This is a genomic window from Jeotgalicoccus huakuii (genome assembly GCF_036665975.1).
Classification (GTDB): Bacteria; Bacillota; Bacilli; order Staphylococcales; family Salinicoccaceae; genus Jeotgalicoccus; species Jeotgalicoccus marinus.
Map to the genome: position 1 here is coordinate 98,510 of NZ_JAVIYN010000004.1, position 16,473 is coordinate 114,982.

The window sequence follows — 16,473 nt, forward strand, 5'->3', positions numbered from 1 at the left end:
TTACAAGTAAAAGTCTATTCTTCAGAATCCTCACTGGACTCTTCTGATTCAGCAGAATCTACTGTAGAGAAGTCAAGGTCCAGTGTTTCGTCAAGTTCTTCTGTTTCCTCTAACGGGTTCTCTCTAGCCTGAAGGTGAGTGTCCATTTCAGGGTCAAGTGGTCCGTATACAACAACTGCAGTCGAAGACTCCCCAGCATCAACTAATTCTGAACTTGCTGCTTTACCTTCATCGAACTCGCTGCCATCTTCTAAATCCATTGTTAAATTATCTGTTGGAGCTTCTCCTGCGTCGCTAAGTTGCCTAATAGCTAAGTCTAAACTGAATGATTCAGAAGGTGTTACAGCATTATCAGTTGTATTTTCAAAATCAAATTCTACGACAACTGCAGGTACAGACGTTTCATTACCTTCTTCGTCTGTTGATGGTACTTCAACGACGGTAAAGTTGTTGAAAGTGTAGTCACCATTTGCCCCAGAATACGAAAGTGAATCTTCGCTCGCTTCTTCTGTCCCTTCGTTGTCTGCTTGTTCTTCATCTGTGGCATTACCACACGCAGCAAGTGCTAGAGTTAATGCCATACCTCCCATAATAAATGGTTTTTTAAAATCCATTATAAATCCCCCTAAGTTTGATTGCTCAACTTTAATTATATAGAATTTTTTGTTAAATACAATTTCTAATTGAAATTATATTCCAGTTAATCCATAAATGATAAGGCCTATTGTCATAAGTAGCCCCATCACTGTGTTTAATTTACCCATTGAAGCCATTGCTGGAATCAATTCGACAGGGGTATTCCCTTTTTTCATCAGCATAATAGTTTTTATGGCTAAGGGAATTGACAGAAGAGGAATGAGTAGAAATACTGACCCCATATCTGTGAAAAATGCCATATAAATTAAGAATAAGTATGAAAATAGTAACAACACGGTTGCAGTCGCTACAGCAAATGGTTTACCGACTAATATCACATATGTTTTTCGACCGCTTTCCTTATCTTTTTTACGGTCTCGAATATTATTTGCCATATTTAAAAGACCGATAGTGATTGCTGATGGTATTGACATCAGTAGTGGGAAAACTTGAAGTGTACCAGTATGGATATAAAAGGTAATCATTATGATAACTGTTCCCATGAAAAAACCGGCAAATATTTCACCGAAAGGTGTCCAAGATATTGGAATAGGCCCGCCTGTATAAAGGTAACCGATCGCCATAGAAATCGCACCAACTAAGAGAATCCAAAAGGAAGAATTAATCGTGATGATTATGCCTAGTATCCCAGCGATTACATAAAAGCTAATCGCAATAGACAAGACAAGCTTCGGGCTCATGCCATTTCTGACAATGGCACCAGCAATACCGACAGACTCATGGGAATCGAGACCGCGTTTAAAGTCGTAGTACTCGTTGAACATATTCGTTGCAGACTGAATTAACAAAGTTGCAATTAACATGAGGAAGAACATGGTCCAGCGAATATCACTGAACAACATGACACTCGCAGTACCAATAAAGACCGGAACAAAACTTGCTGTTAATGTATGAGGTCGCGTTAGCATTAAATATTTTTTAATTCCTGTGTGAACAGTAGCTTCTTGCATGACTTTCTCCTTTAAAACATGATGTGCTTAATTTTATCATATTTAAGTCTTGTCCATACACACAGTCGTTAAAAAATGATAAAATGAAACTAATTATATTGAAGGTAGTGTGACTCATGAAATTAGAATCGTCTAAAACTTTTATAGAGCAGATCACTTTGGATTCTGATCGTCAGTATTTAACTTTACATCTCCCTATAAATGAATATCAAATCGACGAAGAGCAAATTTTTACTTATTTCAAGGAATCCAAGGGCTCACGCTATTGGTTTAGATCAAAAGATAATACATATAATACGATTGGTATTAATTATATAGATAGTATCTGGAGAGATCGATTTAATCCAATTGCTCTACAGGAAAGTAAACAAAAATTATTTTCTAATATTCAAATGGAACCACTTGCAGATCACTTAAAATCAAAATTGAACCTGTTTGGTGGCACGCTGTTTGATGATAAGGATACGACGGATGAGTGGAATGAATTTAGAATGGTCGAATTCCATTTACCGGAATGGCAATTTGATTTAAAAAATCAAGAATTATTTTTAACACGTTTAAAGTCTACGGCCAACTTAAATGAGTTAATTGAAGAAATAGACGAAGTCTTATCTTCTATAGAAGCGATAGAGTTAGTAGATAAGGATAAGCCAGTTGTTAAAAGTATGAGAGACATCTTCCCTAAAGAGTGGAAGGAATTAGTTGATGAGGCAATTGAAAACCTAGATGATGATTTTAAAAAAGTCGTGCTTGCTAGGCAAAAATTAATCAGGTTTGAGTCTAAAGCAAAGCGCTTGTATTTAATAAGGCGTTTAAAAGACGAGGCAGATACGTACACGATTTACTATGAAAAAGGGAAGTCGACCTTTGTATCTAAGACACCTGAAAAATTGTTTTCAATTTATGGTGAAGAATTAAGTACAAATGCGATTGCTGGTTCTATAGAAAGACTCGTTGATCCTGACGAAAACGATGAGCACAAGGACTTCTTATTACAAGATGAGAAAAATCTGTTTGAACACAAAGTTGTTCGAGAGTCTATCATCAATGATATTGCACCATTTTCTGATGGTTTAAACTACACTAAGAAACCACAGCTACTAGAAAATAAATACATTTATCATTTATATACACCGATTCAGGCGATGTTAAATAGTGAAGCCGATGAATTTAAAATTTTAAAACAAATTCATCCAACACCAGCAGTTGGTGGACTACCAAAAGAAAAAGCAAGAGAGTATATCAAGGAAAATGAATATGGTACAAGAGGATTATACGCAGCCCCACTTGGCCTCATTCATCAAGATAAGGAATGTGAATTTGCCGTAGGCTTAAGATCAATGTTGATTTCAGCGAGTAGTGCGACCTTGTTTGCAGGTTGTGGAATCGTTAAAGGTTCTGATGCAGAAGCTGAATTTCAAGAAACGGAGATCAAGTTCACACCGATGTTAAACGTCCTGGAGGCGACTACTAATGACTTATACAAGCGAACTAACAGCGCAAACGTTTAATTATATTGATGCCTTATATGAATACGGCATGTCTGAAATTGTAATTAGCCCAGGGTCGAGATCAACGCCCCTGGCTATTGCTTGTGAATTACATGAGCATATCAAAACTTACATTCACCCTGACGAACGTGGAGCCGCGTATTTTGCGATTGGCTTATCCAAGAAAAAAAGACAACCTGTTGGCATTTTATGTACTTCAGGTACTGCAGCAGCGAACTATACACCAGCGGTCAGTGAAGCGGGACTCAGCCATATACCATTGGTTGTGATTACTTCAGATCGTCCATCGGAACTTAAAAATGTAGGGGCGCCTCAAGCAATTAATCAAAATGGTATGTTTAGTAATTTTGTCCGTTACCAAACTGAATTACCAGTTGCAGATAATCATGATTCAGCGCTTAGTTTGATTGAAGACAAAGTGTTGCAAGCGAGTCAGTATTTTACTGGAGTAAACATGGGACCAGTACACTTTAATATTCCAATTAGAGAACCCATTATGCCTGAAGTCGAGCAGTTGGAGCATTTTCATAGAAAACAAAAGGATATAAGTGCCCCGTTAACAGTTCCTAGGAATATTGAACGATTAAATGGTCAAGGACTTGTGTTGATAGGAGAAACTGCAGAGGATTTGACTGAATTATTACCGCTACTAAATTCAAAAAATTTAACTGTAATCTGTGATCCTAGACAAAATATAAGAACAAAACTTGATAAGACAATAGTCAACCACGATATGATCTTTTCACATTTAACGGAGTCCTTTAAGGCATACATTGATGAATCAGCGGATTTTATTATTAGAATTGGTGAGCCTGTAACATCTAAATTAACAAATAATTTTTTAAAATGGACTTCAGTCCCACAATTCCTAATCAGTGAATTTCAAGATATTAAACCATTCCCTAAGACACCAGATGTGACTTATTATGGGACAGTTTGTGAAATTTTACCAAGGTTAGTAGAGTCCACAAATCAAGCTGATTTAAGCAAGCAGTTTGAAGCTTTATCTAATGAAATTAGTCAGTGTGTTGATAAGCACATTGGTCAATACGATGACGAAGGTCGATACGTCTACGATATAATTCAGGGCACAAATGAAGAAAGAACATTCTTCTTATCTAGTAGCATGCCAATACGAGATTTTGAACGCTATGACACGCCTGTTAAGCATGATGTTTTTTCTAACCGAGGTGCCAATGGTATTGATGGTGTTATTTCAACGGCCTTAGGTTTGGCTACAAAAGAAAAAGTGACAATGCTCATTGGTGATGTATCTATGAACCATGACTTGAATAGTTTACTGATGGCTAAACTAGAAAATATTGATTTTACAATCATTGTCTTTAATAACAATGGTGGTAATATTTTCTCTTACTTACCGCAGTATAGTCATAAACCGCATTTTGAAAGATTGTTTGGGACACCATTGGATTTAAATTTTGAACATGCTGCTAAACTTTATGATTACGAATATAATCGTGTAAGTTCTATTGAAGCACTGACTAGTGACATGCTAAACAAGGACGGTCGTCAGTTGATAGAAATCATAACAGATCGTCAACATAACTTAGATAGTCATAATCGTCTTAAAGCTGAAATAAAGCAGTTGGTGACAGATTTTGAAGCTTAATTATGAGTTTTTAGATCATAGTCAGAGTCAAACTATTATTTTGTTACATGGGTTTTTATCGACAAGTAATAGTATGAAAAAGATTGCTGAATCTTTAAGTGATATTAGAAATGTCATCATAGTAGATTTACCAGGTTTCGCAGGTACGAAGAGTGTGGGCATTTCCTATACTATGAAGGATATCGCAAGTGGACTGGATGACATCATTAACGAACTAAATTTAAGTCAGGTAGACATCTTTGGTTATTCTATGGGTGGTAGAGTGGCGCTTGCTTTTACAGTTTTACAGCCTAAAAGTGTTGAACGCTTGATTTTAGAAAGTGCCTCAGCAGGTATAAAGGATGAGGCAAATAGAGTGAATAGACAACAGCTCGATAAAGACCGACATGATAAGATGATTGAGAACTATCAGGCGTTTTTAAAGGACTGGCAAGCACTGCCACTGTTTAATAGTCAACAACATATAGATCCAGACATTTTAAATCAACAGCAAAGTGAAAGACAAAGCCTAAATCCATCGGAAGCAGCAGATAGCTTACTCAAGTATGGTACAGGAGTCCAAGACTCCTACTGGGATGATATAAAAAGCATCCATCAACCGGTCTTATTAATGGTAGGGCAAGAGGATGAGAAGTTCGTCTCTATAGGTAAAACGATGTCACAGCTTATAAAAAGTGCTAAACTAGAAATAGTAGAATCTTGTGGACATAATATTCATCTTGAAGCATATGATGTCTTCATAGAAATACTGAGAGCATATTTACAGGAGGAAGATTCATGACTAGAGTTTGGGAAACAATTAAAGAATATAGTGAGATTAAATACGAATATTATAACGGAATTGGTAAGGTCACAATCAACCGTCCGGAAGTACATAACGCATTTACGCCGGATACAGTACAACAAATGATTGATGCATTTACACGTGCAAGAGACGACCAAAGAATTTCGGTGATTATTTTAACTGGGGAAGGTGACAAAGCGTTCTGTTCTGGCGGTGACCAGAAGAAACGTGGTCATGGTGGTTACGTTGGTACAGATGAAGTGCCTCGTCTAAACGTCCTTGACCTACAACGTCTAATCCGTATCATTCCTAAGCCAGTCATTGCCATGGTTGCAGGTTGGTCAATTGGTGGCGGTAACGTACTTCAGGTTGTGTGTGACTTAACAATCGCTGCGGATAATGCAAGATTTGGTCAGACAGGACCTAAAGTAGGATCATTTGACGCTGGTTATGGTTCTGGCTACTTAGCAAGAATCGTCGGCCATAAGAAAGCACGTGAAATCTGGTACCTATGCCGTCAATACGATGCACAAGAAGCTCTCGATATGGGCTTAGTCAATACGGTTGTACCGCTAGAACGATTAGAAGATGAAACAGTAGAGTGGTGTGAAGACATTATGAAACATTCACCAACTGCCTTACGTTTCTTAAAAGCTGCAATGAATGCAGACACAGATGGACTCGCAGGTTTACAGCAGTTCGCTGGAGATGCAACATTACTTTACTATACAACAGACGAAGCGAAAGAAGGCCGCGATGCGTTTAAAGAAAAACGAGATCCTGACTTCGATCAATTTCCTAAATTCCCATAAAGTTTATAGTATAATCTAACACCCGTCTCTGATGGGTGTTTTTGAGGTGATTTAAGTGTCATATAAATGGCTAGAATCTGCTATGTTGGAAAATCCAGACAAGGTAGCGGTTAAATATAAAGGAAAGACTTTAAACTACAGACAGTTATATATGAAAGCACATGAGCTATCGACTCATTTAGAAACTTTAAATCAAAAAAGAGTCGGGCTTTTAATCGATAACTCTTTTGACTCAGTGATTCTAATACATGGTCTAATGTTACATGGCGTAGAAATGGTATTATTAAATACGCGTTTAACTGGTCATGAAATTAGATCACAGCTTGATGATGTCGTTGTTGATACAGTCATTACGACGGTTCAAGGTGAGATACCCGATACTAAAATGATTCATTTTGATGAGCTATATGATTTGCCATCAGCTACTGCAATGGTGAATCAACCAGATGCGGATGATATATTATCCATTATGTTTACTTCAGGTACCACAGGACGTTCAAAAGCGGTCCCACAAACCTATGGAAATCACCAGGCATCACATAACAATTGCCAGAATGAAATGAATTATAATGAAGACAGTGTATGGATGATGGTAAATCCGATTTTTCATATTTCAGGATTGTCAGTTATGTTTAGAACTGTAATGAGTCAAAGTACTTTAATTTTAGTTAATAAATTTGACCCTGAATCTGTGTGGTCAATCTTAGAAAATGAAAAAGTTAGCCATACTTCAATGGTTCCTGTGATGCTAAAACGCTTATTAAAATTTGAAGGTAAACATTTCCTTGAAGGCATACTGTTAGGTGGGGCGAGTACTACGACTAAATTATTAAAAACAGCAATCGACAAAGGATTACCTGTTTATAATTCATTTGGTATGACTGAAACTTGCTCACAGATTGTTCAAATATCCTCCAATGATAAAAACATTCTAAGTGGAACAGTGGGGAATATTCATACAACTGCAACTGAAATCAAGCTAGATGAATCGACTCATGAACTTTTGATTAAAGGTGACTCTGTCGTTAAGGAATACTTAAATGCAGATATGGATCATACTGATGGGTATTTCAATACAGGAGACGTCGCGAGTATTGATGATGACGGATACATTTATATTCTTGATCGTCGTAATGATTTAATTATTAGTGGTGGCGAGAATATTTATCCGAAAGAAATAGAAGATGTTGTCTATATGCTTGAAGAAGTGAATCGTTGTGTGGTCATTAAAAAAGATGATGACGAGTGGGGGCAGGTTCCCGTTTTACTTCTAGAAGAACCTGTAGATAAGTCCCGTCTATTAAATCATCTTTATGAGCATTTAGCAAAGTATAAAATACCAAGAGAAATACACTATGTTGATGAGATTAAGTTAACATCAACTGGAAAGATATCTAGAACAATTAATAGAAATATGTTTCTAGACCTAGATGAAAAGGTATTGAGAGATAATACTAAGATTTAGATTTTTTCTTCTTTGTATTTATTGGTACCGGATCGAACCCGCCTTCATGGAAGGGATGACATTTAAGAATGCGTCTTGTTGCTAAGTACGACCCTTTGATTGCGCCATGTTCATTTATAGCATCGATTGCATAATTAGAACAAGTCGGGTAGAAACGACAAGTCGGCGGTGACATTGGGGAAATATTTTTTTGATAGAAATGAACTGCTCTGATTAGAATTTTTTTCATTAGTCGATCACCTTTTAATAGTAGTACAGTTATTGTAGGCCGATAATACGTAGACTGCAAGGGGAGGAGTTTAAATGAAAACATTTAAAGATTTTAAAGGACGAGAAGTTACCTTAAAATATGAGTATGTCGATCAGACAGATCATGTGCTAATTATTCCTAAACTTAATAATCAGTTTCTGTTGACGCATCATAAAGAAAGAGGATTAGAATTTCCTGGTGGTAAAGTTGAACAAGGCGAATCACTTGTTGAAGCAGCACAAAGAGAGCTGTATGAAGAAACAGGTGGTTTGGTAGTAAACCTACATTTCGTTGGAACCTACACAGTAAATGATGGTGAAGATACCTTTAGTAAAGCGGCATTCTGTTGTAACATAGAACGCTTGGATGGACTACAAGATTATCATGAGACACTAGGGCCTAAGTTAGTCACACAAATTGAAGATATTGATGATGAAGATAAAAGCGAATTGTTAAAAGATGAATGTATTATTCATCTATATAATGAAGTAAGAGAACATGGTTGTCAGTAAAATAAACGGACCCAACAAAGTATAATTGTTGGGTCCGTTTTGTATATAATTATTGTTTAAAATCCGCCTTTAGCTGCAATTTCTGCAGATTCTTCACCGAATTTTTTGAAGTTCTCAATAAACTGATCTTTTAGTGCTTGTGCTTTCTCATTATAAGCATCTTTCGATTCCCAAGTATTAGCCGGCGCTAAAATTTCTTCAGGAACACCTGTGACAGCAGTAGGGATAGATAATCCAAAGACATCATCTTTAACAAATTCACCAAGTTCTAATTCACCGCTAATTGCGCGTCTAACCATTGAACGAGTGTGTTTGAGATCCATACGCTTACCAACACCGTATTCTCCACCCGTCCATCCTGTATTAACCAGGTAGACGTTAACATCATGCTTATCAATTAATTCACCTAGCATATTTGCATAGACTGTTGCATGTAATGGTAGGAACGGTGAACCGAAACATGTTGAGAATACTGGTTGTGGAGACGTGACACCACGTTCTGTACCTGCAAGTTTCGATGTAAACCCACTCAAGAAGTGATACATTGCTTGGTCTTTAGATAATTTAGAGATTGGCGGTAATACACCAAATGCATCTGCTGTCAGGAAGACAATTGTTTTCGGGTGACCTGCAACTGATGGAATACGTGCGTTATCGATATGGTTAAGTGGGTAAGCGGCACGTGTGTTTTCAGTTAATGCATCATCATCATAATCCGGATTACCTTCTTCATCAATAACAACATTCTCTAAAACAGAGCCAAATTTAATTGCTTCAAAAATTTCGGGCTCTTTTTCTTTTGATAGGTTGATTGTTTTAGCATAGCAACCACCTTCAATATTGAATACCCCATCTTCATTCCAACCGTGCTCATCGTCACCGATTAAATCACGTTCGGGGTCTGCAGATAGCGTTGTCTTACCTGTACCAGATAGACCGAAGAATAGTGCAACGTCCTTGTTCTCTCCAACATTTGCACTACAGTGCATACTCATTACACCTTGTTCAGGTAATAAGAAGTTCATGATAGAGAAGATGGATTTCTTCATTTCTCCACCGTACTCAGTACCACCAATAAGAATTATTTTCTTCTCTAATGAAACGAGTACAAATACTTCTGATTTTGTACCATCTACAGCAGGGTCTGCTTTAAAAGTTGGTGCAGAGACAATTGTAAATTCAGGATCGATCGCTAATGCTTCTTCCTTAGTCTCAGGACGAATGAACATAGTTTTAGCAAACATGTTGTGCCAACTGAATTCATTCACAACTTGTAGTTTAAGTTGAGTCTGAGGATCAGCACCAGCATAGCCATTAAAAACAAATAACTCTTCTTTTTCATTTAAGTATGTAGTAACTTTTTCAAACAAATTGTCGAATATCTCTTCGGAAATTGGTTGGTTAACGTCTCCCCAATCGACTTTATTTTCAGATACGCTATCTTTTACGACAAAACGATCTTTAGGGCTACGGCCTGTATATTCACCAGTTTGAGCACGTAGGGCACCAGTGTTTGTTAATGTAGCTTCACCACGTCGTAAAGAAGCCTCTACTAGTTCACTGTTTGATAGTTGTTTGTGTGTTGAGGATTTAGCGACTAAGTCCTCGATTAAACTCTTGTGATTAACCATGATTCGCCTCCAAAAATATTTGAATTAAAACGCATTATTTAGAAATTAGTATAACACATTACTTTTTACGATAACACTATAATAAGAGCACATCTATAAGTAATGATGCACATTTCTAATTTAAGAAATAAATTTAACTTATTATATTAGTTTGATTTGGTCTAAATCTTGATTATCACATATCAATATTGTAATATATAGCTAAGTTATCTCTTATCAAGAGGTGGTGGAGGGATCAAACCCTGTGAAGCCAGAGCAACCTCCTTTTCAAGAAAGGTGCTAAAGAATGCAGAGTAATTCTGAGCGATAAGGGAAAAGGGCGAGCCTTTTTCTCTATGTTTATGTGGAGAATAAGGCTTTATTTTTTGCTTTAGGAGATAGCTAATTTAGCTATAAAGGAGAATTTTAATGTCAGAAAGAAAGTTATTTACATCAGAGTCAGTCACAGAGGGACACCCAGACAAAATTGCAGATCAGATTTCTGATGCGATTCTGGATGCAATTTTAGAAGGAGATCCATATGCAAGAGTGGCATGTGAAACTGTAGTTAATACAGGTCTTGCTTTAATTGTAGGGGAGATCAGTACTGAAACTTATGTAGATATTCCTAAGACAGTTCGTGAAACAGTTAAGGAAATAGGCTATGTGGATGCTAAATACGGTTTTGATTATAAGACGATGTCAGTATTAACTGGTATTGATGAACAGTCAGAAGATATCGCAGTTGGTGTTAACAATGCTTTTGAAACGAGAGAATCACAAGGGGTTTCAACTGGTGCAGGTGACCAAGGTTTAATGTTCGGATTTGCAACTAACGAAACGAAAGAATTCATGCCTTTACCTATTGCACTTGCTCACAAAATTTCAAGACGTCTAACAGAAGTAAGAAAAGATAAGACGATTTCTTATTTAAGACCGGACGGTAAGTCTCAAGTGACAGTTGAATATGATGAAGCGGGTCAGCCGCTCCGTGTGGATACGATTGTTATCTCAACTCAACATCATGAGAACATACCTGCTTCTGAAATATATGATGATTTATTAGAGCATGTGATTAAAGCAGTTGTACCTGAACATCTTTTAGATGATGAAACTAAATACTTCATCAATCCAACAGGTCGTTTTGTAATCGGTGGTCCACAAGGGGATGCTGGCTTAACGGGTCGTAAAATTATAGTGGATACTTACGGAGGATATGCACGTCATGGTGGCGGTGCATTCTCTGGAAAGGATCCAACAAAAGTGGACCGTTCAGCAGCTTATGCAGCCCGTTATATTGCTAAAAATATTGTAGCGAGTGGTATTGCTGATAAGTGTGAAATCCAATTAGCATATGCAATTGGGGTATCTCAACCGGTATCTATCTCTGTTGATACATTTAAAACAGGACAATATGATGAAAATAAAATTGTTGAAGTCATTAGAGCACTGTTTGATTTGTCACCAGATGGAATAATAGATATGTTAAACTTAAGAAAGCCAATTTATAAACAGACTGCAAGCTATGGCCATTTTGGGCGCTCAGACATTGACTTACCTTGGGAAAGATTAGATAAGGTCGATGCGCTTAAAGAATTATTAAGAAATCGCTAAGTGAGCACTGTTGGAAAGTAGGAATGTTATGAACACGGAAATCTTTACGAATCCCATTTTTATTGCGATTGCTGTCGTTCTTCTTATAGTAGTAATCTGGTTTTTAGTTTATTACTTTAAACATCGCAATCAAGTGAAAGTTGTTGAAGACAATCACGCTAAAGAAAAAGAATCTTTAGTACAGAAGTACGAAAGTGAACATGAAGCAGAAAGACTTGAACACAAAAAAGAATTATCGAATTTAAATGAGAAGTATTATAATGATACGACTTTACTCGATAACAAATTATCAAGTTTACATCAGTTCTCAGTAGACAAAGGTGAATATTTAACAGACTTAGCATTGATTCAGTTAAAAGATAAGTTGGTCAAAGATGAGAAAATTCGCGAATCCGATATGATTATCTTATCTAATGTATTCCTACCTTCACGAAATTATACGAATACACGTAAAATCGACCATTTAGTTTTAACACGTACGGGTATCTACTTGATTGATTCTAAGTATTGGAGTGGACACATTTTACATGGTGTGAACGAAGCACAATTTGAAACAGTCCCTTATGTAGAATCATTCTTTGACTTACTCGAACTAGATAAGAAACGAGAACAAACATTAATCTTCGAAAAAGCAGACCAGAAAAACGTATCTGTTAATCACTATAATGGTGTCATCGATGAGACGAAGATTACTGCAGAGAAGCTTAAAAACAAGTTGAAATTACAATATGATATCGTACCGATTATTTACTTTAACCCTAAAGATAATGGTAACTACTCAATTACAAACTACTCAGAAGATCCATCAATCCGTGTAATTGTCGGCCAAGAAGACCTAGAAGCATTCTTCTTGAAATATGTCTTCCACGGCAGATTCCAATATACGGTTAAAGACTTAGATGAAATTGCAGATGCAATTTTAGAACAGAGTCTGTGATCTTAAATTTTGTAAATTGAAATTAATCGTCCTATAATTATTTATAGGACGATTTTATTTTTGGAGGGAAAAACAATGTCAGAAGAAATTATTGTAATTAATCCCGCAACAAGAGAAGAAATTGGGAAAGTGCAGAAAGATAGTCAAGATGATATAGAAAAGAAAATAGACTTAGCAGATGAGACTTTTAAATCATTTAAACAACTCACTGCCTATGAAAGAGCCGATTTACTTTTTAAATGGGCTGACAAAATTGATAAAAATAAAGAAGAAATTGCAGAACTTGTAACGAAAGAAGGCGGAAAACCGCTAACTGAAGCGCTGGGTGAAGTCGACTATGCAAACAGTTATATTAGATATTACGCAGAAGAAGCTAAACGTATATATGGACGTACAGTACCATCTTCAAAAGAAAACAACCGTATCGTTGTTACGCGCCATCCGATTGGTGTCGTTGCGGCAATCACACCATGGAACTTCCCAGTTGCAATGATGGCCAGAAAAGCGGCTCCAGCAGTAGCAGCGGGAAATACCTTTATTGTAAAACCGGCTAGTGCGACACCATTATCCGCAATGAAATTTATTGATTTAGCATTAGAAGCAGGTTTTGACAAAGGTGTAATACAGTACGTCAATGCCTCTGGTAAAGATGCTGGTGAGATATTTACAAAATCTGATAAGATTATGAAACTCACATTTACAGGCTCAACAGCAGTAGGTAAAAAACTAATGAGTGACGCATCTGTAACTGTTAAAAATGTAACGATGGAGCTAGGAGGACATGCACCATTAATTGTTCATAAGGATGCAGATATTGACAAAGCTGTAGAAGGTACGATTGCCTCCAAATTCAGGAACTCGGGACAGACTTGTGTCTGTGCAAATAGACTGTATGTTCACGAAGATGTTCTAGAAGAATACACAGAAAAACTTACAGCAAAAGTTAAAGAGTTAAAAATGGGTAATGGTATGGAAGACGGAGTAAAAATTGGGCCTTTAATTGATGAAGATGGCTATGATAAGGTCATGAATCAATTAGAAGATGCGATCAGTAAAGGTGCGAAAGTTGAAACTGGTGGACAAGGTAATAAAGAAGCAGGTTACTTCATAGAACCCACAGTCCTTTCTAATGTCAGCGATGACATGTTGTGTATGAAAGAGGAAACTTTTGGACCACTTGCCCCGATCCAAAGCTACAGTAACTTAGATGAGGCAGTGGCCAAGGCAAATGGTACAGAATTTGGTTTAGCTGCATATTACTTCACTGAAAATTATGCGACGGGTGTGTATTTAACAGATGTTTTAGATTTCGGCGTACTCGGTTGGAATAACGGTGCACCTAGTGCTGCAAATATTCCATTTGGTGGTCTAAAAGAAAGTGGCGTCGGAAGAGAAGGTGCAATTGAAGGTTTAGAACCTTACACTGAAACGAAAGTGACCTCAATTAATTTATAAAAATATAGTTAAAGGAACGAATCTTAGTACTTTTTTACTAAGATTCGTTCCTTTTATTTTTTCTTATTTCTGTAGTTCGCTTCGTCTTTACGCGCAATTTCTTCATCTTTTTTCACATTTGAACGAAAGCCAAGTGAGAGCAGAGCAACAAGGGCAGGCATGACAATGGTACTTGCCCAGTTAATTCCATCTAAAAACATAATTTGAACAATAACGATAACCACAAATACTAATATGTACATATAAATGAGACGGTTAATATTTTCTTTATTCATGAATACTCCTTTGTAAGCGTATACTTTTATTTTCTCAATAAACGCGGCTATTATCAATTAATTAATTGTATAACACGAATAAAATTAATTATTTAATGATAAACATTAAAAATATATTGATTTAAGTTAAAATTTGATGTATATTTAAGTTACCAAAAAAACAGGAGGTACATTATGACTAATCAAATCGTTTCACACAAGCGCTTTAAAGCACTAGTTTCTGTTATGTATGTCATCTCGTTAATCGCATTAATACTTGTAGGTATTGCAACATTGGCAACCTTAGTCGCAAGTTTCGTACTTATTATGGTACCCGTCGATTCATTAATGAATATTTTGAGCAGTATACCCGCAAATTTTACATTTGAAGGAGAAGGGTTTTCACTCGCCATTACTGATGATTTACTATCATCCGTAACTGTAGACAAAACTTTACTTGTTATTACTGCATTTGTTTCAACACTCAGTATCGTACCGATGTTTCTAATTATCTATTTCTTATATAGATGGTTGAATAATTTACGTAAAGGGGATATCCTTGTTCCAAAAAACAGCAAGTACATTGAGTATATCGGTTATAGTTTCGTATTATTATCACTAATGGAAACACTATTAACTTATTTTTCATCCACTTTAGTGTCGAACGCTTTGGCTATGTCTTCACTACCAGTTGAAGTTGCAGAGTTTCTAAATATTGATAGTACAGTTAGCTTTAACTTCATAACAATTTTTGCAGGTATTCTAATTTGGATTATTGCTAAAACGATGCAATATGGCGCCTTTCTCCAAGATGAATATGATGCAACGGTCTAGGAGGGTGAAAGATGATAGTAGTGAGATTAGATAGAATGCTTGCAGATCGTAAGATGGCTTTAGGTGAACTGGCAGAAAAAGTCGGAATTTCAAATGTTAACTTATCAAACTTAAAAACAGGAAAAGTAAAAGCCATTCGTTTTTCCACCTTAGATGCGATATGTAAAGCTTTGGAGTGCCAACCTGCAGATATTTTAGAATATGTTGAAGATGAATCTGAATAGGTGACCAAGAAATAAATTTTATGATACCTTGTAATTAAATAGATATAAAGACAAGGAGCAATAGGTTATGTCAAAAGCAGGTTTAGTTTTAGAAGGAGGAGCAATGCGAGGCATATATTCTGCTGGGGTACTCGAATGTTTTTTAGAAGACAAGATTAATTTCCAGTATGTCATCGGTGTATCTGCAGGTGCGTGTATGGCTGCTTCTTATCTGTCAGATCAAAGTGGACGTAATAAGCGCGTTAACATTGATTTCGTAAACGATAAACGTTATTTATCGTATAAGAACTTGTTTTTAAAAGGTGAGTTATTTGGCATGGATTTCATATTTGATGAAATTCCCAACAATATTGATCCATTAGATATAAGAAGAATCATCGATGGTCCTGAAGAATTCGTTATTGTAACGACGGATTGTCAGACGGGTGAACCTGTATATTTTAACAAAGACGATTATGATGTGGATACTCTAGGGAGTTGTTTAAGAGCCTCCAGTTCAATTCCATTTTTCGCACAGCCAGTAGATGTCGGGGGTAAAATGATGTTCGACGGCGGAATTTCAGATCCAATTCCACTCGTTAAATCAGAGAGTGATGGTAATGAAAAGAATATTGTTGTTTTGACGAAACCTAGAGGTTACTATAAAAAACCAAGTCGAGCAGCGAGTGTAATATCATATAAAAAGTACCCAAAGATTGATGAGCGTATTAGAATACGATATAAACATTATAATGAACGCTTAGCATATATTTTTGATGAAGAGAAAAAAGGCAATGTTTTAGTCATTGCACCGAGCGTAGATACAGGTGTCGGTCGTACGACGCGTAATAAAGCAAAACTTGAACAGCTCTATAAGCTCGGTTATAAGGATGCTAAAGCAAAATTGAATGATATAAAATCATTTATGGAGTAAGTCTCAGTAATACTGGGACTTATTTTTTTGTGTGTTAAAATATAAGAATAAAAATTTGAAA

General features: G+C 36.4%; 17 protein-coding genes and 1 riboswitch. Of the genes, 12 read left to right on the forward strand and 5 right to left on the reverse strand.

All coding sequences use genetic code 11. The features are described 5' to 3' along the window. Window positions 1–14: 14 nt before the first annotated feature. Both V6E76_RS03440 and V6E76_RS03445 read right to left on the reverse strand, forming a co-directional pair. Window positions 15–614 carry a DUF5067 domain-containing protein gene (locus V6E76_RS03440; RefSeq protein WP_247349201.1) on the reverse strand — a complete coding sequence of 200 codons (600 nt, stop codon included), beginning with the start codon at window positions 612–614 and terminating at the stop codon, window positions 15–17. Window positions 615–689: 75 nt separating this feature from the next. Beyond that, entirely contained in the window at window positions 690–1,607 is a 918-nt protein-coding gene (locus tag V6E76_RS03445) for a 1,4-dihydroxy-2-naphthoate polyprenyltransferase (RefSeq protein ID WP_247349219.1), read from the reverse strand. Window positions 1,608–1,723: 116 nt separating this feature from the next. Between V6E76_RS03445 and V6E76_RS03450 the strand changes: the two genes are divergently transcribed. Genes V6E76_RS03450 through menE form a run of 5 tightly spaced genes read left to right on the forward strand, consistent with a single transcriptional unit; the run spans window position 1,724 to window position 7,809 of the window. Beyond that, entirely contained in the window at window positions 1,724–3,118 is a 1,395-nt protein-coding gene (locus V6E76_RS03450; RefSeq protein ID WP_247349231.1) for an isochorismate synthase, read from the forward strand. Next, window positions 3,081–4,748, forward strand: coding sequence for a 2-succinyl-5-enolpyruvyl-6-hydroxy-3-cyclohexene-1-carboxylic-acid synthase (menD, locus tag V6E76_RS03455; protein WP_247349243.1), 1,668 nt, complete (start codon window positions 3,081–3,083; stop codon window positions 4,746–4,748). Before V6E76_RS03450 ends, menD begins: the two co-directional genes overlap by 38 nt. Next, on the forward strand, window positions 4,738–5,529 hold the full coding sequence (gene menH, locus V6E76_RS03460) for a 2-succinyl-6-hydroxy-2,4-cyclohexadiene-1-carboxylate synthase (RefSeq protein WP_247349254.1): 792 nt from the start codon (window positions 4,738–4,740) through the stop codon (window positions 5,527–5,529). The genes menD and menH overlap by 11 nt, the downstream gene beginning before the upstream one ends. Continuing rightward, window positions 5,526–6,344 (forward strand): 1,4-dihydroxy-2-naphthoyl-CoA synthase, encoded by an 819-nt coding sequence (menB, locus tag V6E76_RS03465; protein WP_247349266.1) that lies wholly within the window; start codon window positions 5,526–5,528, stop codon window positions 6,342–6,344. Before menH ends, menB begins: the two co-directional genes overlap by 4 nt. Before the next feature lie 55 nt (window positions 6,345–6,399). Next, complete coding sequence (menE, locus tag V6E76_RS03470; RefSeq protein ID WP_247349276.1) at window positions 6,400–7,809, forward strand: o-succinylbenzoate--CoA ligase; 1,410 nt, start codon at window positions 6,400–6,402, stop codon at window positions 7,807–7,809. On the opposite strand, the gene yidD is transcribed toward menE, so the two are convergent. Next, window positions 7,799–8,038: a membrane protein insertion efficiency factor YidD gene (gene yidD, locus V6E76_RS03475; RefSeq protein WP_247349298.1), complete on the reverse strand. Its 240-nt coding sequence runs from the start codon at window positions 8,036–8,038 to the stop codon at window positions 7,799–7,801. The two genes, menE and yidD, sit on opposite strands and share 11 nt — an antisense overlap. A 74-nt stretch (window positions 8,039–8,112) precedes the next feature. Between yidD and ytkD the strand changes: the two genes are divergently transcribed. Continuing rightward, entirely contained in the window at window positions 8,113–8,571 is a 459-nt protein-coding gene (gene ytkD / locus V6E76_RS03480) for an RNA deprotection pyrophosphohydrolase (RefSeq protein ID WP_247349311.1), read from the forward strand. A 56-nt stretch (window positions 8,572–8,627) separates the two neighbouring features. Here the strand turns inward: ytkD and pckA are convergent, their stop codons facing one another. Beyond that, entirely contained in the window at window positions 8,628–10,202 is a 1,575-nt protein-coding gene (pckA, locus tag V6E76_RS03485; protein ID WP_247349327.1) for a phosphoenolpyruvate carboxykinase (ATP), read from the reverse strand. Window positions 10,203–10,412: 210 nt separating this feature from the next. Continuing rightward, window positions 10,413–10,515, forward strand: a riboswitch (SAM riboswitch). 95 nt (window positions 10,516–10,610) lie between these two features. Here pckA and metK point away from each other — a divergent pair. The 3 genes from metK (at window position 10,611) to V6E76_RS03500 (ending at window position 14,187) form a co-directional block, all read left to right on the forward strand. Then, a complete protein-coding gene (metK, locus tag V6E76_RS03490) occupies window positions 10,611–11,795 on the forward strand; it encodes a methionine adenosyltransferase (protein WP_026866660.1) in 1,185 nt (394 codons plus the stop codon). Between the two features lie 28 nt (window positions 11,796–11,823). Then, window positions 11,824–12,732, forward strand: a complete 909-nt coding sequence (locus tag V6E76_RS03495) for a nuclease-related domain-containing protein (protein WP_247349330.1) — start codon at window positions 11,824–11,826, stop codon at window positions 12,730–12,732. A 75-nt stretch (window positions 12,733–12,807) separates the two neighbouring features. Then, a complete protein-coding gene (locus V6E76_RS03500; RefSeq protein WP_247349332.1) occupies window positions 12,808–14,187 on the forward strand; it encodes an NAD-dependent succinate-semialdehyde dehydrogenase in 1,380 nt (459 codons plus the stop codon). A 53-nt stretch (window positions 14,188–14,240) separates the two neighbouring features. Here the strand turns inward: V6E76_RS03500 and V6E76_RS03505 are convergent, their stop codons facing one another. Continuing rightward, window positions 14,241–14,462 carry a hypothetical protein gene (locus tag V6E76_RS03505; RefSeq protein ID WP_247349335.1) on the reverse strand — a complete coding sequence of 74 codons (222 nt, stop codon included), beginning with the start codon at window positions 14,460–14,462 and terminating at the stop codon, window positions 14,241–14,243. Between the two features lie 174 nt (window positions 14,463–14,636). Between V6E76_RS03505 and V6E76_RS03510 the strand changes: the two genes are divergently transcribed. The 3 genes from V6E76_RS03510 to V6E76_RS03520 all read left to right on the forward strand — a co-directional run bounded on the left by V6E76_RS03510 (window position 14,637) and on the right by V6E76_RS03520 (window position 16,412). Further along, window positions 14,637–15,275, forward strand: a complete 639-nt coding sequence (locus V6E76_RS03510; protein WP_247349337.1) for a DUF2975 domain-containing protein — start codon at window positions 14,637–14,639, stop codon at window positions 15,273–15,275. An 11-nt stretch (window positions 15,276–15,286) separates the two neighbouring features. Continuing rightward, window positions 15,287–15,499 carry a helix-turn-helix domain-containing protein gene (locus tag V6E76_RS03515; protein ID WP_026866665.1) on the forward strand — a complete coding sequence of 71 codons (213 nt, stop codon included), beginning with the start codon at window positions 15,287–15,289 and terminating at the stop codon, window positions 15,497–15,499. Window positions 15,500–15,566: 67 nt separating this feature from the next. Further along, window positions 15,567–16,412: a patatin family protein gene (locus V6E76_RS03520; protein ID WP_247349340.1), complete on the forward strand. Its 846-nt coding sequence runs from the start codon at window positions 15,567–15,569 to the stop codon at window positions 16,410–16,412. The last annotated feature ends 61 nt before the right edge of the window (window positions 16,413–16,473 follow it).

Bases quoted from the DNA above. Each gene is read 5' to 3' on its own strand.
- yidD (WP_247349298.1), bottom strand. From the start codon at position 8,038: ATGAAAAAAATTCTAATCAGAGCAGTTCATTTCTATCAAAAAAATATT.
- V6E76_RS03515 (WP_026866665.1), top strand. From the start codon at position 15,287: ATGATAGTAGTGAGATTAGATAGAATGCTTGCAGATCGTAAGATGGCT.
- pckA (WP_247349327.1), bottom strand. From the start codon at position 10,202: ATGGTTAATCACAAGAGTTTAATCGAGGACTTAGTCGCTAAATCCTCA.
- V6E76_RS03495 (WP_247349330.1), top strand. From the start codon at position 11,824: ATGAACACGGAAATCTTTACGAATCCCATTTTTATTGCGATTGCTGTC.
- V6E76_RS03500 (WP_247349332.1), top strand. From the start codon at position 12,808: ATGTCAGAAGAAATTATTGTAATTAATCCCGCAACAAGAGAAGAAATT.
- V6E76_RS03510 (WP_247349337.1), top strand. From the start codon at position 14,637: ATGACTAATCAAATCGTTTCACACAAGCGCTTTAAAGCACTAGTTTCT.
- metK (WP_026866660.1), top strand. From the start codon at position 10,611: ATGTCAGAAAGAAAGTTATTTACATCAGAGTCAGTCACAGAGGGACAC.
- menB (WP_247349266.1), top strand. From the start codon at position 5,526: ATGACTAGAGTTTGGGAAACAATTAAAGAATATAGTGAGATTAAATAC.
- V6E76_RS03445 (WP_247349219.1), bottom strand. From the start codon at position 1,607: ATGCAAGAAGCTACTGTTCACACAGGAATTAAAAAATATTTAATGCTA.
- V6E76_RS03450 (WP_247349231.1), top strand. From the start codon at position 1,724: ATGAAATTAGAATCGTCTAAAACTTTTATAGAGCAGATCACTTTGGAT.
- V6E76_RS03440 (WP_247349201.1), bottom strand. From the start codon at position 614: ATGGATTTTAAAAAACCATTTATTATGGGAGGTATGGCATTAACTCTA.
- ytkD (WP_247349311.1), top strand. From the start codon at position 8,113: ATGAAAACATTTAAAGATTTTAAAGGACGAGAAGTTACCTTAAAATAT.
- V6E76_RS03520 (WP_247349340.1), top strand. From the start codon at position 15,567: ATGTCAAAAGCAGGTTTAGTTTTAGAAGGAGGAGCAATGCGAGGCATA.
- V6E76_RS03505 (WP_247349335.1), bottom strand. From the start codon at position 14,462: ATGAATAAAGAAAATATTAACCGTCTCATTTATATGTACATATTAGTA.
- menD (WP_247349243.1), top strand. From the start codon at position 3,081: ATGACTTATACAAGCGAACTAACAGCGCAAACGTTTAATTATATTGAT.